The sequence below is a fragment of the Streptomyces sp. NPDC002853 genome (assembly GCF_053591915.1).
Map to the genome: position 1 here is coordinate 171,352 of NZ_JBSFUS010000013.1, position 15,041 is coordinate 186,392.

14 protein-coding genes are annotated in these 15,041 nt (G+C 70.1%); 4 read left to right on the forward strand and 10 right to left on the reverse strand.

The window, feature by feature from the left end:
* Nucleotides 1-285 precede the first annotated feature (285 nt).
* Complete coding sequence (locus ACWD02_RS33060) at nucleotides 286-1,665, forward strand: alpha-amylase (protein WP_451217286.1); 1,380 nt, start codon at nucleotides 286-288, stop codon at nucleotides 1,663-1,665.
* Between the two features lie 2 nt (nucleotides 1,666-1,667).
* Here the strand turns inward: ACWD02_RS33060 and ACWD02_RS33065 are convergent, their stop codons facing one another.
* Both ACWD02_RS33065 and ACWD02_RS33070 read right to left on the reverse strand, forming a co-directional pair.
* Nucleotides 1,668-2,096: a nitroreductase/quinone reductase family protein gene (locus ACWD02_RS33065; protein ID WP_451217289.1), complete on the reverse strand. Its 429-nt coding sequence runs from the start codon at nucleotides 2,094-2,096 to the stop codon at nucleotides 1,668-1,670.
* Nucleotides 2,097-2,125: 29 nt separating this feature from the next.
* Nucleotides 2,126-2,677: a TetR/AcrR family transcriptional regulator gene (locus ACWD02_RS33070; RefSeq protein WP_451217292.1), complete on the reverse strand. Its 552-nt coding sequence runs from the start codon at nucleotides 2,675-2,677 to the stop codon at nucleotides 2,126-2,128.
* 170 nt (nucleotides 2,678-2,847) lie between these two features.
* On the opposite strand from ACWD02_RS33070, the gene ACWD02_RS33075 reads away from it, so the two are divergent.
* Nucleotides 2,848-3,315 carry a nuclear transport factor 2 family protein gene (locus ACWD02_RS33075; RefSeq protein WP_451217295.1) on the forward strand — a complete coding sequence of 156 codons (468 nt, stop codon included), beginning with the start codon at nucleotides 2,848-2,850 and terminating at the stop codon, nucleotides 3,313-3,315.
* Here the strand turns inward: ACWD02_RS33075 and ACWD02_RS33080 are convergent.
* From ACWD02_RS33080 to ACWD02_RS33115, 8 genes are all read right to left on the reverse strand, one after another.
* Nucleotides 3,296-4,516 carry an MFS transporter gene (locus ACWD02_RS33080; protein ID WP_451217298.1) on the reverse strand — a complete coding sequence of 407 codons (1,221 nt, stop codon included), beginning with the start codon at nucleotides 4,514-4,516 and terminating at the stop codon, nucleotides 3,296-3,298. The two genes, ACWD02_RS33075 and ACWD02_RS33080, sit on opposite strands and share 20 nt — an antisense overlap.
* Nucleotides 4,513-5,739: an ATP-grasp domain-containing protein gene (locus tag ACWD02_RS33085; protein ID WP_451217302.1), complete on the reverse strand. Its 1,227-nt coding sequence runs from the start codon at nucleotides 5,737-5,739 to the stop codon at nucleotides 4,513-4,515. Before ACWD02_RS33085 ends, ACWD02_RS33080 begins: the two co-directional genes overlap by 4 nt.
* The gene (locus ACWD02_RS33090) at nucleotides 5,736-6,749 is read right to left on the reverse strand and encodes a pyridoxal-phosphate dependent enzyme (protein WP_451217662.1); all 1,014 of its coding nucleotides are present in this window, start codon (nucleotides 6,747-6,749) and stop codon (nucleotides 5,736-5,738) included. The genes ACWD02_RS33085 and ACWD02_RS33090 overlap by 4 nt, the downstream gene beginning before the upstream one ends.
* A 71-nt stretch (nucleotides 6,750-6,820) precedes the next feature.
* Complete coding sequence (locus ACWD02_RS33095) at nucleotides 6,821-7,831, reverse strand: ABC transporter substrate-binding protein (protein ID WP_451217305.1); 1,011 nt, start codon at nucleotides 7,829-7,831, stop codon at nucleotides 6,821-6,823.
* On the reverse strand, nucleotides 7,828-8,643 hold the full coding sequence (locus ACWD02_RS33100) for an ABC transporter ATP-binding protein (protein WP_451217308.1): 816 nt from the start codon (nucleotides 8,641-8,643) through the stop codon (nucleotides 7,828-7,830). Before ACWD02_RS33100 ends, ACWD02_RS33095 begins: the two co-directional genes overlap by 4 nt.
* Nucleotides 8,644-9,663 (reverse strand): FecCD family ABC transporter permease, encoded by a 1,020-nt coding sequence (locus tag ACWD02_RS33105; protein WP_451217665.1) that lies wholly within the window; start codon nucleotides 9,661-9,663, stop codon nucleotides 8,644-8,646. It lies immediately after the preceding gene.
* Nucleotides 9,664-9,878: 215 nt separating this feature from the next.
* On the reverse strand, nucleotides 9,879-10,622 hold the full coding sequence (locus tag ACWD02_RS33110) for a class I SAM-dependent methyltransferase (RefSeq protein WP_451217311.1): 744 nt from the start codon (nucleotides 10,620-10,622) through the stop codon (nucleotides 9,879-9,881).
* Nucleotides 10,623-10,804: 182 nt separating this feature from the next.
* Nucleotides 10,805-12,169: an FAD-dependent oxidoreductase gene (locus ACWD02_RS33115; protein WP_451217314.1), complete on the reverse strand. Its 1,365-nt coding sequence runs from the start codon at nucleotides 12,167-12,169 to the stop codon at nucleotides 10,805-10,807.
* Between the two features lie 308 nt (nucleotides 12,170-12,477).
* Here ACWD02_RS33115 and ACWD02_RS33120 point away from each other — a divergent pair, with 308 nt between their 5' ends.
* Both ACWD02_RS33120 and ACWD02_RS33125 read left to right on the forward strand, forming a co-directional pair.
* On the forward strand, nucleotides 12,478-13,437 hold the full coding sequence (locus ACWD02_RS33120; RefSeq protein ID WP_451217317.1) for an SMP-30/gluconolactonase/LRE family protein: 960 nt from the start codon (nucleotides 12,478-12,480) through the stop codon (nucleotides 13,435-13,437).
* A gap of 95 nt (nucleotides 13,438-13,532) precedes the next feature.
* Entirely contained in the window at nucleotides 13,533-14,978 is a 1,446-nt protein-coding gene (locus ACWD02_RS33125; RefSeq protein ID WP_451217320.1) for a glyceraldehyde-3-phosphate dehydrogenase, read from the forward strand.
* Nucleotides 14,979-15,041 lie beyond the last annotated feature (63 nt).

A 15,041-nucleotide genomic window follows, 5' to 3' on the forward strand; every position in this document is an offset into this window, starting at 1 on the left:
CAACGGACCGGGGCGCCGTCCCGCAATGCGCTGCGGCCCGCTTGTTAGACAGACCGTATAACAAGGAAAGCGGCGAGCCTACCCCTGAGTAAGAAGTGAATTGACGCAAGTTCTTGCAGCAATAACCCCGCCCCCAAGACGGATGGTTGAAATATCTTGCAGAAACTGTTGACGCGTACATGAGTGAGAGGCAGGCTCCCACTCGGAATCCCCCCACGGCAGCCTCCCCCACGAGTAGTTGCCTTCTTTGGGCACAGCTGTGCCCGGTCCCGAAGGAGCCGCAGCATGCAGTACCGTTCCCGCCTGCTTGGCGCGACGTCGGCCGGGGTGCTGGCCGCGGCCGGGCTCGCGACGTTCGCGCCCTGGCAGTCGCAGGCGACACCACCCGGCGAGAAGACCGTCACCGCCACCATGTTCGAGCGACAGTTCGCGGACGTGGGCAAGGCCTGTACCGAGCAGCTCGGCCCGTCGGGCTACGGCTACGTCCAGGTGTCACCCGCCTCCGAGCACATACAGGGCGGCCAGTGGTGGACCTCGTACCAGCCCGTCAGTTACAAGATCGCGGGGCGGCTCGGCGACCGCGCCGCCTTCAAGAGCATGGTCGACGCCTGTCACCAGGCGGGCGTCAAGGTCATCGCGGACGCCGTCGTCAACCACATGGCGGCGGGCTCGGGCACGGGCACCGGCGGCACGCAGTACGGCAAGTACGACTACCCCGGCTACTTCCGGGACGCCGACTTCCACACCTGCCGCACCAGCATCAACGACTACACCAACCGCGACAACGTCCAGAACTGCGAACTGGTGGGCCTGGCCGACCTCGACACCGGCAGCGACGCGGTGCGCGGCACCATCGCGGCCTACCTCGACGACCTGCGGTCCCTCGGCGTGGACGGCTTCCGCATCGACGCCGCCAAGCACATGGCCGCCGCTGACGTCGCCGCCATCAAGGGCAAGATGAAGGATCCCGGGTTCTGGGTGTCGGAGGTCATCCACGGCGGCGGCGAGGCCGTCCAGCCCGACGAGTACACCGGCGTCGGGGACGTCGACGAGTTCCGCTACGGCGGGCACCTCAAGAGCGCCTTCCAGGGCGGCGACATAGCCCAGCTGAAATCGGTCGCCGACGGCAAACTGGGCAGCGGCTCGGCCCGTACGTTCGTCGACAACTGGGACACCGAGCGCAACGGCTCGACGCTCACCTACAAGGACGGCGCGACCTACGCCCTGGCCAACGTCTTCATGCTCGCCTCCCCTTACGGCTCACCGAACGTGTACTCCGGCTACGAGTGGTCCGAGAAGGACGCGGGTCCGCCCGGCGGCGCGGACGGCTGGACGAACACCCATGCCCAGCAGGCGATCACCGGCCTCGTCGGATTCCGCAACGAGGTGGGCGCGGCCGAGCTGACCGACTGGTGGGACAACGGAGGCAGCGCCCTCGCCTTCGGCCGCGGCGACAAGGGGTTCGTCGCCCTCAACAACGGCGACGGCGAGCTGACGCAGACCTTCGCGACGTCCCTGCCCGGCGGCACCTACTGCAATGTCGCCAAGGCGCCCGCGGACGCCTGCGAGGGCAACACGGTCACCGTCGGGGACGACGGGAAGATCGGGACCACCCTGCCCGCCCGCAGCCCCCTGGCCCTGCACACCGGGGCCAAGGCGGGCTGACCCTACGCCAGGCGGAACACCGGATGACGGGGCGACTCGGCGGCGAACTCCTCGTCCGTCGAGTCGCCCGTCACGTCGAAGTAGGGGCGGGTGACGGGCACTTCGCGCCAGTACTGCCGCAGTACGGGGACGCTTTCCTCGGGGCCGAGCTCGATCACGCGCACGGTCTGCGACGTGCCGCCCCTGCTGAGCTCGATCTGCCCGGCCGCGCGGGCGTTGCGCACCCAGTCGCTCACCCCGTACGCGCCGACGACCCAGCGCTCGCCCCCGGCCGACATCACGTCGACCGGGGTGGAGAACAGGCGGCCCGACTTCCTGCCGCGCACGGTCAGGATGTACCGGTAGCTCTTGCCCACCCCGCGCCGGGTCATCGCCCGGAACACACCGTTGATCAGACGCGTCCCGAATCCGACGCGATACGTCTTCGCCATCAGCCTTCTTCCTGTCGGGTGACCGGCGGTCACCGCGCGGCCAGCAACTGAACCGCTCCCAGCCGGGCCTGGCGCGCCGGTTCGGGTGAGCCGGCTATGGCGGCCGCGGTCATGGCCCCCTCCGCGAGCAGGACCAACGGGCCGACAGTCTGCCCCGATTCGCCCGCGGCGGCCACAAGTCCGGCCATGTAGTCGTGGAAGGCGCGCTTGTGCGCCCGGACGGTGTCGGCCACCGCCGGGTCGACGGCCCCGAGTTCACCGAAGGAATTGACGAACGCACAGCCACGGAAGTCCGGCTCGGAGAACCACTCGTAGAGCCAGTCATAGACCCCGAGGACGCGCTCCGCGCCTGCGGGCCGGGCATCGGCGTACTCGGCGAGCCGCGCCCTCCAGCGCTGGTCGCGCCGTTCGAGCCAGGCGCGGACAAGCTCCGATTTCGAAGGGAAGACCTGGTAGAGGCGCTTGAGCGACACGCCGGATGCCGTACGCACCTGATCCATGCCCACGGCCTGGACTCCTCGCTCGTAGAAGAGCTCGTCGGCGGCGTCGAGCAGCCTTGCTTCCGCTTCGGCGCGATCCATGAGGGCTCCCGGCAGGGTGAGAACGTACGTTCTCCCAGGCTACTACGAGGCTGCGCACCGCCGCACCGTTGCGCGAGAACGACCGTTCTCCTATCGTGGGCGACCTCGACGGAGAACGACCGTTCTCCTCGTCTTCCTCGTCCTCCTCCCCTCGCCCCATGGAGCCAGTCATGAGCACCCGCCCCCCAGTTCCGCCGTTCACCCTGGAGACCGCGACCGAGAAGGTCCGCCTCGCCGAGGACGGCTGGAACTCCCGCGATCCCGAGAAGGTGGCCCTCGCCTACAGCGAGGACTCCCGCTGGCGTAACCGCGCGGAGTTCGTCACGGGGCGCGAGGCCATCGCCGCCTTCCTTTCCCGCAAGTGGGACCGGGAGCTCGACTACCGCCTCATCAAGGAACTGTGGGCGCACGACGGCCACCGCATCGCGGTGCGCTTCGCCTACGAGTGGCACGACGACTCCGGCCACTGGTACCGCTCGTACGGCAACGAGAACTGGGAGTTCGACGACGACGGCCTGATGCGGGCCCGGCACGCGTCCATCAACGACCTGCCCATCGAGGAGTCCGACCGCAAGTACCACTGGCCGCTCGGCCGCCGCCCCGACGACCACCCCGGCCTCAGCGACCTCGGCCTCTGACCGTGGCCCAGCGGCCCAGGAGCAGCGGCAGCAGGACGCACTGCGCGGCCACCGCGGCCCAGAACAGACCGGCACCGCCACCGCGTTCGGCCAGTTGATAGCCCGCGCCTCCCATGATCCCGCTGGCGAAGGCACCGATCCCGGCCGCGAGCCGCTGATGTCCGAACACGACCGCCGGTGCACGCGGCGACCGGTCGAGGGCCTCCAGGTCGTTCTTGAAGAAGAGGACGATCTCACCGAGGCAGACGAGCAGGGCACCGGCCATGATCGCGGTGTGGCTGCCGACGGCGAGCGTGGCCATCCCCGCGGCCATCGCGCCGAACCCCAGCCACAAGGCCCGGGCGTAGGGCAGCCGCGCGATCCGCTCCGCCAGGAGGGGCTGCGCGACGACGAGCAGGAGGGCATAGAGCGCGAGGACCAGTCCGTAGTACGTGGTCGAGGTGCGGGGCACCGCGTACAGCGCGAGGTAGTGCTGGAAGAACATGAAGACGTACAGGCTCAGCACGGTGGTCGCGAAGGGCAGCACGGCGAGCCCGGCGAACGCCTTCTCCCGGCGTGGAGGCGGCAGTTGCTGTCCGCTCCCGGCACTCCGCCCGCGCTCCGGGCTCTCGGCCGGCAGCAGGCCGTGGCCCACGGTGATCACCGCGAACAGCACCGTCACCGCGGTGAAGAGTCCGGCAGAGGCGCTGAGGACGAAGGGCGCCGCGGCCAGCGGTCCCAGGGCGATGCCCGCGTTCAGGGCCGAGCTGCTCGCGGACAGCAACAAGGGGCGCTGCCCGGCGTCCACCTCGTGTATCAGGTAAGCCTTGTTGGCAGGCAGGTAGAGGGCGGCGCCGGCCGACACCAGGAAGAGGGCGAGGACGGCGGCTGCCGGGTGGCGCAAGCCGGGCAGGAAACAGGCGAAGCCCGCCGTGCGGATCGCCAGGGCGAGCAGCATCGTGTGCCGCAGCCCGATGCGCTCGGCGACCGCGCCGCCCACCACGCCGCCCGAGAACTGCACCAGCGAGGCGACGGCCAGCACGACGCCGACCGTGCCGAGCCCCATGCCGAGCCGCTCGTGCAGCAGCACCGACATGAAGGGCAGGACGGCGAAGCTGCCCAGCGGGATCAGGAACGACCCCGCGAGCAGGAAGCGTTGCGGCCCGGTGAGCCGCGCGATGCGCGATCGCAGGCGCCCGCGCGGCTTGCCCAGGAGGGTCACTCCCGGGCGTCGGCTGCGACGAGGGGCCGTATGCTCCCGGCCGCGCTGAGCGCACGGTGCAGGGCGAGTTCCGCTGTCGCGCCCTCGGCCAGGACGATCCCGGTGCAGCCACGCTGATCACTCACGTGTTCCAGGCGGTCGCCGGGGGCCGCGGTGGGGTACCACTCGGGCGAGCCGGGGAAGGCGCTGAGGCCCTCGGGTCCGGCCCATCCGGTGAGCGTGCCGGCCCGGTCGGGGTAGACGAGGACGAAGCCGGTGGCGGGGCCGGTGGCAGCGGGTGCGTCGAGCAGGGCAGGACGCAGGCCGAGCGCGACGGCGATCATCGCGTCGTACACGTTGGTGCGCAGGGCGCGGCACAGGGCCTCGCCGACGAGCGCGCCGCCGATACGGCGGTTGATCTCGACGAGCTCCGGCCCTTCGGCGGTGAGGACGAACTCGACGTGCGCGAAGCCCTCGTCGTGGCCCGCGGTCGCAAGGACACGCCCCACCCAGTCCTGGATCAGGGCGAAGTCACCGTCCGGCAGGGCGACGGGGAAGGAGGCGGCCTCCTCGCGGACGAACGGCTCGGCGGACATCTGGCGGCTGAGCACACCCAGCAGCTTCGTCTCGCCCGCCCAGCCGAGCGTCTCCGCACTGTAGACGGGGCCGGCGAAGAAGGGTTCCGCGAACAGCCGCCCGGAGAAGGCGCGTCGGGAGGCTTCGCGGAGCGCCGCGTGCAGCTGCCGCTCGTCGCGGACCAGCCAGACGTTGCGGGACGAGGTGCCCGCTGAGTCCTTGAGGACCACTGGCAGGCCGATCTGCCGGAGCACCTCTTCGGCCGCCGCGGGCTCGGCGGGGATCGTGAGGGCGGGGCCGCGGCTCAGGTTCTGCTCGTGCAGGAGGTTGCGCACCCGGGACTTGTCCCGCAGGACGCGGACCGCGTCCGGGTCGGGTCCGGGCAGGCCGAGGCCGGCGGCGAGGTCCGCGCCGGGCACGCTCCACGTGTCGGTCGAGTTGATGAGCCCCTTCAGGTCCGGCACCGCCGCCAGGGCCTCGGCGCACGCGGCCGCATCACGGGTGTCCACGTCGACGACGTCGATCGATCCCGGTTCCAGGCGCTCCAGTTCATGCCGGTAGACGGATCGGTCGCCCGTGAGCAGACAGAGCCGGTGCCCGGCGGCGCCGGCCGCCTCCACAAGGCGTCCGAGGCCGAAGGTGAGTGCTTCCAGGGCGGCGATCGTCACGATGCCTGTCCCTCCTTCTCGTGCTTCATGTGCGTGCGTACGTCGTAGCTCCGCCGGTTCCACTCCATCGCCGACCACGGCAGCGCGAGATCGGCCAGATCCGTGATCTGGTGCGGCTTGAGGGCGCGCGGGTCGAGCGCCTCCTGGTGCCGGGAGAAGACCCGCTCGGTGTAGCGGTGCCCGGTGTCGGCGCCGATCACCAGATGCATCCGGTCCGGGTTGCGGGCCGCCTCCCAGGCCGTGACGAGATGCGCGGCCCCGGTGGACAGACCCGCGAACACGGCGTGGGCACGCAGCAGATCGACGGCACCCGCCATGGCGTGCCGGAAGTCGACCCAGTGGAGGCAGTCGTACAGCTCGTGGCGCACGTTGTCGAAGGGGATGGAGCTGCCGATCCCGGCGATGATCGCCTCGGGATCGTGGAAGTCCTCGCTCCCGAACGTGACACTGCCGAACGGCTGAAGGCCCAACAGCCGTACCTCACGGCCACGTTGGCGCAAGGGCCGCACGAGCCCACCGGTCGAGGCCCCGGTACCGACGGCGCCGACCACGGTCAGCGGGGCATCGGGCAGCGCGGCCTCGACGAGGTCGGCGAACTCCTCGTAACCCGCGTAGTGGACGCCGTCGTGATACTGGCGCATCCAGTGCACGTCGCCCCGGTCGGCGAGCAGTTGGCGCACGCGGTGCACGCGTCGCTCCTGGTCGAGCCGCAAGCTGTCGGACGGCGGCATCTGGTCCACCGTGGCGCCGAGGATCTCCAACTGGGCCCGCATCGCCGCGTCGACAGTGGTGGAGGCCACGATGTGACAGCCGAGACCGTAGCGGTGACAGGCCATGGCCAGGGCAAGCGCATAGATACCGCTGGAGCTGTCGACGAGGGTCTGGCCGGGCCGCACGGTCCCGCGCTCCATGAGGGTGCGGACCGCGCCGAGCGCCGCGTACACCTTCATCGTCTCGAAGCGCGCGAGGACGACGTTGTCGCAGAGCCGCAGCAGGTCGGGGGTCTTCATCGCGTCGGTGATGTGTTCATGCACGGTGGCAGCGGCGGCCACCACCGGGGCCGCTGCTGTGCGCAAGGGGGTCACCGTCCGACCGACCGGAGGTAACCGCCCAGGTCTTCCGCGCCCTTGACGTTGCGCGGCCCGCTGACGGCGTCGCCGTAGGACATCACGAAGAAGCGGTCCTCCTTGACGGCCGGGACCGACTTCAGGCCGGGGAGCGACTTCAGGTATGCGATCTTCTCCTTGGCCGGCTGGTCGGCGTAGTCGACGATGACGATCACCTCGGGCTTCGCCTTGATCACGGGCTCCCAGCCCACCGTCGTCCAGCCCTTGTCCAGGTCGTCGAAGACGTTGGTGGCACCGGCGGCCTCGATGATGTCGTTCGGGGCCGCATGGCGTCCGGCGGTGAAAGGCTGGTCGGTGCCCGAGTCGTAGACGAAGACCTTGGCCGGGTCGCCCTTCTCGGGCCAGGTCTTCTTCAGCGCGGTGACGCGTCCCTTGAGGTCGGTGACGAGCTTCTCGGCGCGCTTCTGCACGCCGAAGATCCGGCCCAGATTGCCGAGGTCCGTGTAGAGCGCCTCAAGGGGTGTGACGTCGACGCTCTTGTCGCCGTAGTCCCAGCACGTCTCGGTGTGCAGATAACTGGCGGACCCGACCTTCTTCAGCAGGGCGGGCGTGATGCCGCGCTCCTCGCTGAAGCCGGAGTTCCAGCCGGCGAGAACGAAGTCGGCCCTGGCGTCGGCCACGATCTCGCGGGTGATGCGCTCGGTTCCGAGGCGCTCCACGTCGGCGTAGTCCTCGCGCCAGGGTGAGCCCTTGATGGAGGGGTCGCCGAGCTTGTTCATCACGTAACCGCGCATCCGGTCGGCGAGGCCTAGGGAGAACATCTTCTCGGCGCCGCTGACGTCGTAGGCCACCGGCCGCTTCGGACGGGTGTACGTGACGTCCTTGCCGCAGTTGGAGACGGTGACCGTCTCCGCCTTGCTCTTCGCCGCAGGCTCCACCTCGGCGCCGCAGCCGGTGGCCAGAAGCCCGGTTGTCAGCAGCGCGGCGGCTGCCAGGGCTGCGCGGGGCAGCGGTGGTCGGGTCATGAGTGCGGTCCTTCTGACAGGGCGTCGGCGGGTGCCGGGGCGCCGGTGGGGGCGAGGTCGTAGACGAGTTGGGGCGTTCCGGTACGGGGGTGGTGCACGACGGTGGCGTCGACGCCGAACACCTTGCGGATCAGCTCGGGGTTCAGGACGTCCGACGGGGTTCCGGTGGCGACCAGGGAGCCGGAGTTGAGGACGGCGATGCTGTCACAGGCCGCGGCCGCCAGGTTCAGGTCGTGCAGGGCCGTGAGCACGGTGAGGCCCGATCCGCGCAGGAAGGAGAGGAGCTCCACCTGGTGGCGGATGTCCAGGTGGTTGGTGGGCTCGTCGAGGACCAGGACGCGGGGTTCCTGGACGAGGGCGCGTGCCACGAGCACGCGCTGCCGCTCCCCGCCGGAGAGGGTGAGCACACTGCGGCCGACGAGATGGGTGACGTCCAGGCGGTCCATCGCCTGGCGGCACAGGGCCTGTTCGCGTGCGGTCAGGGGCTGGTTGCCGCGTGCGTGCGGGGCGCGGCCGAGGGCCACGACCTCCTCGACGGTGAAGTCGAGTTCGGTGTGGCTCTCCTGGGTGAGCGCGGCGATCGACCGGGCGCTGTCACGCAGTTTGAGGGATGTCAGGTCCGCGCCGTCCAGGAGCACGGCGCCGGAGGTCGGCTTCAGCGCGCGGTAGACGCAGCGCAGGGCGGTGGACTTGCCGCTGCCGTTGGGGCCGACGAGCCCGACGACCCGTCCGGCGTCCACCTCGATGTTCAGCCCGTCGACGAGGGCGCGTCCCGCCGCCTCGACCGAGAGCTCCCGCAGTACGAGGGTCACCTACCGCCCTCCGAACAGATAGCCGCGGCGGCGCATCAGCACGATGAACACCGGTACGCCGATCAGTGCGGTGATGACCCCGAGCGGCAGTTCCTCGGGGGCGAAGGCGGTACGGGCGACGAGGTCGACCCAGACCAGGAAGCAGGCGCCGGCCAGCGGAGCGACGGCGAGGACCCGGCGGTGCGTCGAACCGACGAGGATGCGCACGACATGCGGCAGGACCAGCCCGACGAAGCCGATCGCGCCGCTGACCGCGACGATGAGCCCGGTGACCGCGGCCGTGAGGAGGAAGAGGCCGCGTCGCAGCGCCTCCGCGTCCACGCCCAGGCTGGCCGCGGTCTCGTCCCCCAGCGAGAGCACGTCCAGGGACCTGCTTCGGCGCAGCAGCACCACGACCGTCACCAGGACGGCACCGGCCGCGAGCGGCAGCGACTCCCAGGACGCCGAGCCGAGGCTGCCGAGCAGCCAGAAGAGGACCGTGCGGGCGGCCTGGCCGTTCGGGGAGAGGAAGACGAGCACGCTCATCAACGCCTGGAACCCGTAGGCCAGCGCGACGCCGGTCAGGACCAGGCGCAGCGGCGTCAGACCGAGCGGCCCTCGCGCGGCCAGATACACGAGCACGGTGGCTCCCAGCGCCCCGAGGAACGCGGCGGCGGACAACGCGTAGACGCCCAGTCCGGCGAACACCCCGAACACCACGACCGCGGTGGCCCCGACGGAGGCTCCGGAGGAGATGCCGAGGACGAACGGGTCCGCGAGGGCGTTGCGCACCAGCGCCTGGATGGCGACGCCGACGACCGAGAGCCCCGCCCCCACCACGGCCGCGAGCAGCACCCGTGGAGTGCGCACGTGCCAGACGATCGAGTAGCCGGTGACGTCGTCCGCCCCGATGCTGCCGCCGGTGAGGGCGGCGGTCAGGAAACGCACGACGTCCCCGAGCGGCACGACGGTGGGACCGAGCGCGATCCCGGCGAGGACGGAGATGACCAGGGCCACGGAGAGCACGGTCAGCGTGGTCAGGAGCCGGCCGCGGCCTGCTCTGCCGGTCGGTGACCCGTCGGGCACCGCCTCTGGGGAGGCGCTCCCTGTTGGGGCCTCGGATGTGGCCTCAGTCATGAAGTCCCTTCGCCCGTCGGGGTGTTCGCAGTGATGCGGCCGCTCCCGCGCGGTGCGGCACGCTCCAGTAGTCGGCGGGCATCGCCGCGGAGTTCCCGGAGATTCACGAACTTGTCCGGTCACAGACCGGGTTTGGTCCCACGGACGATCAGGCGTCGCGAGTGCTGGTCGTAGGGCTCCTCGTCGAAGCCACCGAAGCACTCCACGCCGGTGAATCCGGCGTCCTCGAAGAGCGCGCGCAGTTCGGCCGCGCTGTAGAGGAAGGAGGTGATCGAGGCCTCGCGGGCGATCCCGTCCCGTACGAGGGTCCAGTCGGTCCGCAGCCGCGTCCAGCTGTCCAGGACGGTGTCGCGCTGGACTACGTACGCGCCGTCGAGGTCGACGACCTGGGGGCGGCCGATCCAGCCTGCGAGCACTTCCTTGCCCATCACGTCGATCACCAGTTGCCCGCCGGGCACCAGCGAGTCGTGGGCGTTGCGCAGCACCTGGAAGTTGTCCCGCGGGTCGTCGAAGTAGCCGAAGGAGGTGAAGACGTTGAGCACCACGTCGTACGCGTCCGGCTCGACGTGGGTGAGCATGTCGGCCCGGATCAGGCGGACATCGGCCCCGGCGTCCTCACATGCCGCCTCGGCGCGCTTCAGCAGCGCGGCGCTGAGGTCCACCCCCGTGACCGTGTAGCCGCGGCGCGCCAGCGGCGCGAGGTAGAGGCCGGGGCCGCAGCACAGGTCGAGGACGCGGCTGCCCGCCGGAAAGGCGAGCAGCGGCGAGCGGGCGACGATGTCCGCCGTCTCCGCCCGCCGCCGCTCGGAGAACATCGTCTCGGAGAAGTCGGACCAGAACCCGTCGTCCTCGTACCAGTGCATGCTGCGGCAACCTCGATCCAGTGAGCCGTTCGGGACGTGCTCACCAGTGGTCGGCCGCGAAACGCTTCTGGTTCCCGGTCAGCTCTGGTCGTTCAGTGGGGCCACCCGACTCGACGCGCCCAGAGGCCGGCCACGTATCGGCCGTGCGCCGACCGCGTCCCCGGCCTCCCGGGGCAGTGCGACTAGGCCCCGCTCGCCTTGAGCATGTCCTCGCGCTCGACGATCTTCACGCGCTCGCGCTCCTCGGCCTCGCCGAGTGCCTTCTCCGCGGCGTCCAGGCGGTACCAGCCCTCCCACGTGGTGAAACGGATGTTCCGCTCGCCGAGGAAGGCCTCGACGGCTGACGGGTCGGGGGCGGTGGGCGTGTGGAGGCGGTCGTTCGCGTGGTCGTCGATGAGGCTGGCGACCGTCTCGTTGGCGTCGCCCTTGGTGTGACCGATGAGGCCCACGGGGCCGCGGCGGATCCAGCCGGTGACGTACGTCGACCGGAGGTGCTCGCCGGTCTCCTCGATGACCCGGCCGGCCTTGTCGGGCACCGTGCCCGACGCGACGTCCCAGGGCAGCTTGGGCAGCTCGTCGGAGAGGTAGCCCACGGCACGGTAGACGGCGCCGAGGTCCCAGTCCTTGAACTCGCCGGTGCCCTTGACGTTGCCGGTGCCGTCGAGTTCGGTGCGCTCGGTGCGCAGGCCGACGACCCGGCCGTCCTCGCCGAGGATCTCGGTCGGCGACTCGAAGAAGTGCAGGAACAGCTTGTGCGGGCGGTCGCCGACGTCGCGGATCGCCCAGTTCTCGAGGGTCTTGGCGACCATGTCGGCCTGCTTGTTGCCGCGCCGGGTCGCGATCGAGCCGTCGTCGTAGTCGATGTCCTCGGGGTCGACGATGACCTCGATGTTCGGGGAGTGGTCGAGCTCCCGCAGCTCCATCGGGCTGAACTTGGCCTGCGCGGGGCCGCGACGCCCGAAGACGTGGACCTCCAGCGCCTTGTTGGCCTTGAGCCCCTCGTGGACGTTCGGCGGGATCTCGGTCGGCAGGAGCTCGTCGGCGGTCTTGGCCAGGATGCGGGCCACGTCCAGGGCCACGTTGCCGACGCCGAGGACGGCGACCTTTTCCGCGTCGAGCGGCCAGGTGCGCGGCACGTCCGGGTGCCCGTCGTACCAGGAGACGAAGTCAGCGGCGCCGTGCGAGCCGTCGAGGTCGATGCCGGGGATGTCGAGCGCCCGGTCGGCCGTGGCGCCGGTGGAGAAGATCACCGCGTCGTAGAAGCTGCGCAGGTCGTCGAGGTCGATGTCGTTCGGGTAGTCGACATTGCCGAAGAAGCGGATCTGAGGCTTGTCCAGGACCTGATGCAGGGCCGTGATGATGCCCTTGATCCGGGGGTGGTCGGGGGCGACGCCGTAGCGGATGAGGCCGAAGGGCGCGGGCATCCGCTCGAAGAGGTCGATCGACACACCGGGCTCGACCGCCACTGCGGATTTCAGCAGCGCGTCGGCGGCGTAGATGCCGGCCGGACCGGCTCCGACAACGGCTACCCGCAGAGGGCGAGACATGATCAGGTTTCCCTTCGAGCGAAGACATGGGGCTCGTGGGGAAGCCTAAACTAAGGCAATCCTAAGTTAGTACCCGGCCTTGACCTATGACCTCATAAGGACGGCTTATGGGGTGGCGAAGGCTGGGTTTGAGGCGCCACCGCCATGGTGCGGCATGACCCCGCCCTCCGCCGCGCAGGCCGGAGGGTGCAGGGGCCCTCGGGGCACGAGGGAACTTCGCCGAGCGGCGTGTCGTTGTCAACTGGCCGGGCTCGCCCCCGAGTTGGGGCTCCGGCATCCATTCCCGCCCTTCCCGGAGGCCCGGAACCATGACCCGCGATCACCGGAACCACCCCCAGCCATCCCGGCGCACCGTCCTCGGCGGCGCCACCCTGGCCGCCCTCGCGGCGACCGGCGCCGGAACGGCCGCCGCGGCCACCACGCCGCGGGGCGCCCCCTGGCCGACCGAGTTCCCGCTCCCCGACGGCTTCCTGCCCGAGGGGATCACCATCGGCAGAAAGCAGCCGTACGCCTACATGGGCTCGCGCGCCAACGGCGCCGTCTACCGCACCGACCTGCGCACCGGCCGGGGCGAGGTCTTCTACGCGGGGGCGATTGGCACGGTCGCGGTCGGCCTGAAGGTGGACGACGACGGCCTCCTCTACATCGCCGGGAACACCGGAGTCGCCCGGGTCCTCGACACCCGCACCCGCGAGCTCGTGGCCACCCACCAGCTGACCCAGGCCGCCGGTCACTTCATCAACGACGTCACGCTGCTCGGCGACCGCGCCTGGTTCACCGACTCGCGCGACGGTGTGCTGTACGGGGTGCCGCGCGGCCGCAAGGGCAAGGTGCGCGCGCTGCCGCTCGGCGGCGACTGGGCGCAGACACCGGACGTGATCAACGCGAACGGCATCGTCGGCACACCGGACGGCCGGGGGCTGATCGTCGTCAGCAGCTCGCCGGGAAAGCTTTACCGCGTCCGCCTCAAGACCGGGTACGCCACCGAGATCACACTGGTCGGCGCGGACGACGTGGTCAACGGCGACGGCCTCCTCCGCGTCGGCCGCACCCTGTATGTCGTACAGAACCGGCTGAACTTGATCAGCGTGTTCCACCTCGACGCCGAGGCACGCACCGCCACCCTGCGCCGCACGATCACCGACCCCCGCTTCGACGTCCCCACCACCGCGGCCCGCTGGGGCGAGCGCCTCTATCTGGTCAACGCCCGGTTCACCAGCCCGCAGGAACCCGGGACGACGTTCAACGCCGTCGCCGTTCCCCTCTGAATCTCCGCTGAAGCACGGGCAGGCGGCACCCATTGCAAGATCAAAAGTGGTGTCGGGTTAGCATATGAGCGCCGCCTAGCTCGAAAGATACTCCTGTGACTGTCAATGACGACTCGTTCACCAATTGGAAGCACCGCGAGGAGATCGCGGAGTCGATGATCCCGATCATCGGGAAGCTGCACCGGGAGCGGGACGTGACCGTCCTGCTCCACAGCCGCTCCTTGGTGAACAAGTCGGTGGTCAGCCTCCTCAAGACCCACCGATTCGCGCGACAGATAGCCGGTGCGGAGCTCTCCGTCACCGAGACGCTGCCGTTCCTGCAGGCCCTCACCACGCTCGATCTCGGCCCGTCGCAGATCGACGTCGGCCTGCTCGCCGAGGCGTACAGGACCGACGACCGCGGCATGTCGGTGGCGGAGTTCACCGCCGAGGCCGTCGTCGGCGCCACGGGCGCCAACAAGATCGAGAGCCGCGAGGGACGCGACGTCGTCCTCTACGGCTTCGGCCGCATCGGCCGCCTCGTCGCCCGGCTGCTCATCGAGAAGGCCGGCTCCGGCAACGGCCTGCGCCTGCGCGCCGTCGTCGTCCGCAAGGGCGGTGAGCAGGACATCGTCAAGCGCGCCTCGCTGCTGCGCCGTGACTCCATCCACGGCCAGTTCCAGGGCACGATCACTGTCGACGAAGCGACCAGCACGATCGTCGCCAACGGCAACGAGATCAAGGTGATCTACGCCAACGACCCCTCCGAGGTCGACTACACGGCGTACGGCATCAAGGACGCCATCCTCATCGACAACACCGGCAAGTGGCGCGACCGCGAGGGGCTCTCCAAGCACCTGCGCCCCGGTATCGACAAGGTCGTCCTGACCGCGCCGGGCAAGGGCGACGTCCCGAACATCGTGCACGGCGTCAACCACGACACGATCAAGCCGGACGAGCAGATCCTGTCCTGCGCCTCCTGCACCACGAACGCGATCGTCCCGCCGCTGAAGGCCATGGCCGACGAGTACGGCGTGCTGCGCGGCCACGTGGAGACCGTCCACTCGTTCACCAACGACCAGAACCTCCTGGACAACTACCACAAGGCCGACCGCCGCGGCCGCTCCGCGCCGCTGAACATGGTCATCACCGAGACCGGCGCCGCCTCCGCCGTCGCCAAGGCGCTGCCCGACCTCAAGGCGCCGATCACCGGCAGTTCGATCCGCGTCCCCGTACCGGACGTCTCGATCGCCATCCTGAGCCTGCGCCTGGGCCGCGAGACCACTCGCGAAGAGGTCCTCGAGCACCTGCGCGACGTCTCGCTGCACTCGCCGCTGAAGCGCCAGATCGACTTCACGACCGCTCCCGACGCCGTCTCCATGGACTTCGTCGGCTCGCGGCACGCCTCGATCGTCGACGCGGGCGCCACCAAGGTCGACGGCGACAACGCGATCCTCTACCTCTGGTACGACAACGAGTTCGGCTACTCGTGCCAGGTCATCCGCGTCGTCCAGCACGTCTCCGGCGTGGAGTACCCGACGTACCCGGTGCCGGTGGCCTGATCCCGGCGGTACGACCCCGCGGTGGGGCGGCAAGGGATTCCCTTGCCGCCCCACCGCTGTCGT

Bases quoted from the DNA above. Each gene is read 5' to 3' on its own strand.
- ACWD02_RS33065 (WP_451217289.1), bottom strand. From the start codon at position 2,096: ATGGCGAAGACGTATCGCGTCGGATTCGGGACGCGTCTGATCAACGGT.
- ACWD02_RS33060 (WP_451217286.1), top strand. From the start codon at position 286: ATGCAGTACCGTTCCCGCCTGCTTGGCGCGACGTCGGCCGGGGTGCTG.
- ACWD02_RS33095 (WP_451217305.1), bottom strand. From the start codon at position 7,831: ATGACCCGACCACCGCTGCCCCGCGCAGCCCTGGCAGCCGCCGCGCTG.
- ACWD02_RS33115 (WP_451217314.1), bottom strand. From the start codon at position 12,169: ATGTCTCGCCCTCTGCGGGTAGCCGTTGTCGGAGCCGGTCCGGCCGGC.
- ACWD02_RS33090 (WP_451217662.1), bottom strand. From the start codon at position 6,749: ATGAAGACCCCCGACCTGCTGCGGCTCTGCGACAACGTCGTCCTCGCG.
- ACWD02_RS33070 (WP_451217292.1), bottom strand. From the start codon at position 2,677: ATGGATCGCGCCGAAGCGGAAGCAAGGCTGCTCGACGCCGCCGACGAG.
- ACWD02_RS33110 (WP_451217311.1), bottom strand. From the start codon at position 10,622: ATGCACTGGTACGAGGACGACGGGTTCTGGTCCGACTTCTCCGAGACG.
- ACWD02_RS33120 (WP_451217317.1), top strand. From the start codon at position 12,478: ATGACCCGCGATCACCGGAACCACCCCCAGCCATCCCGGCGCACCGTC.
- ACWD02_RS33075 (WP_451217295.1), top strand. From the start codon at position 2,848: ATGAGCACCCGCCCCCCAGTTCCGCCGTTCACCCTGGAGACCGCGACC.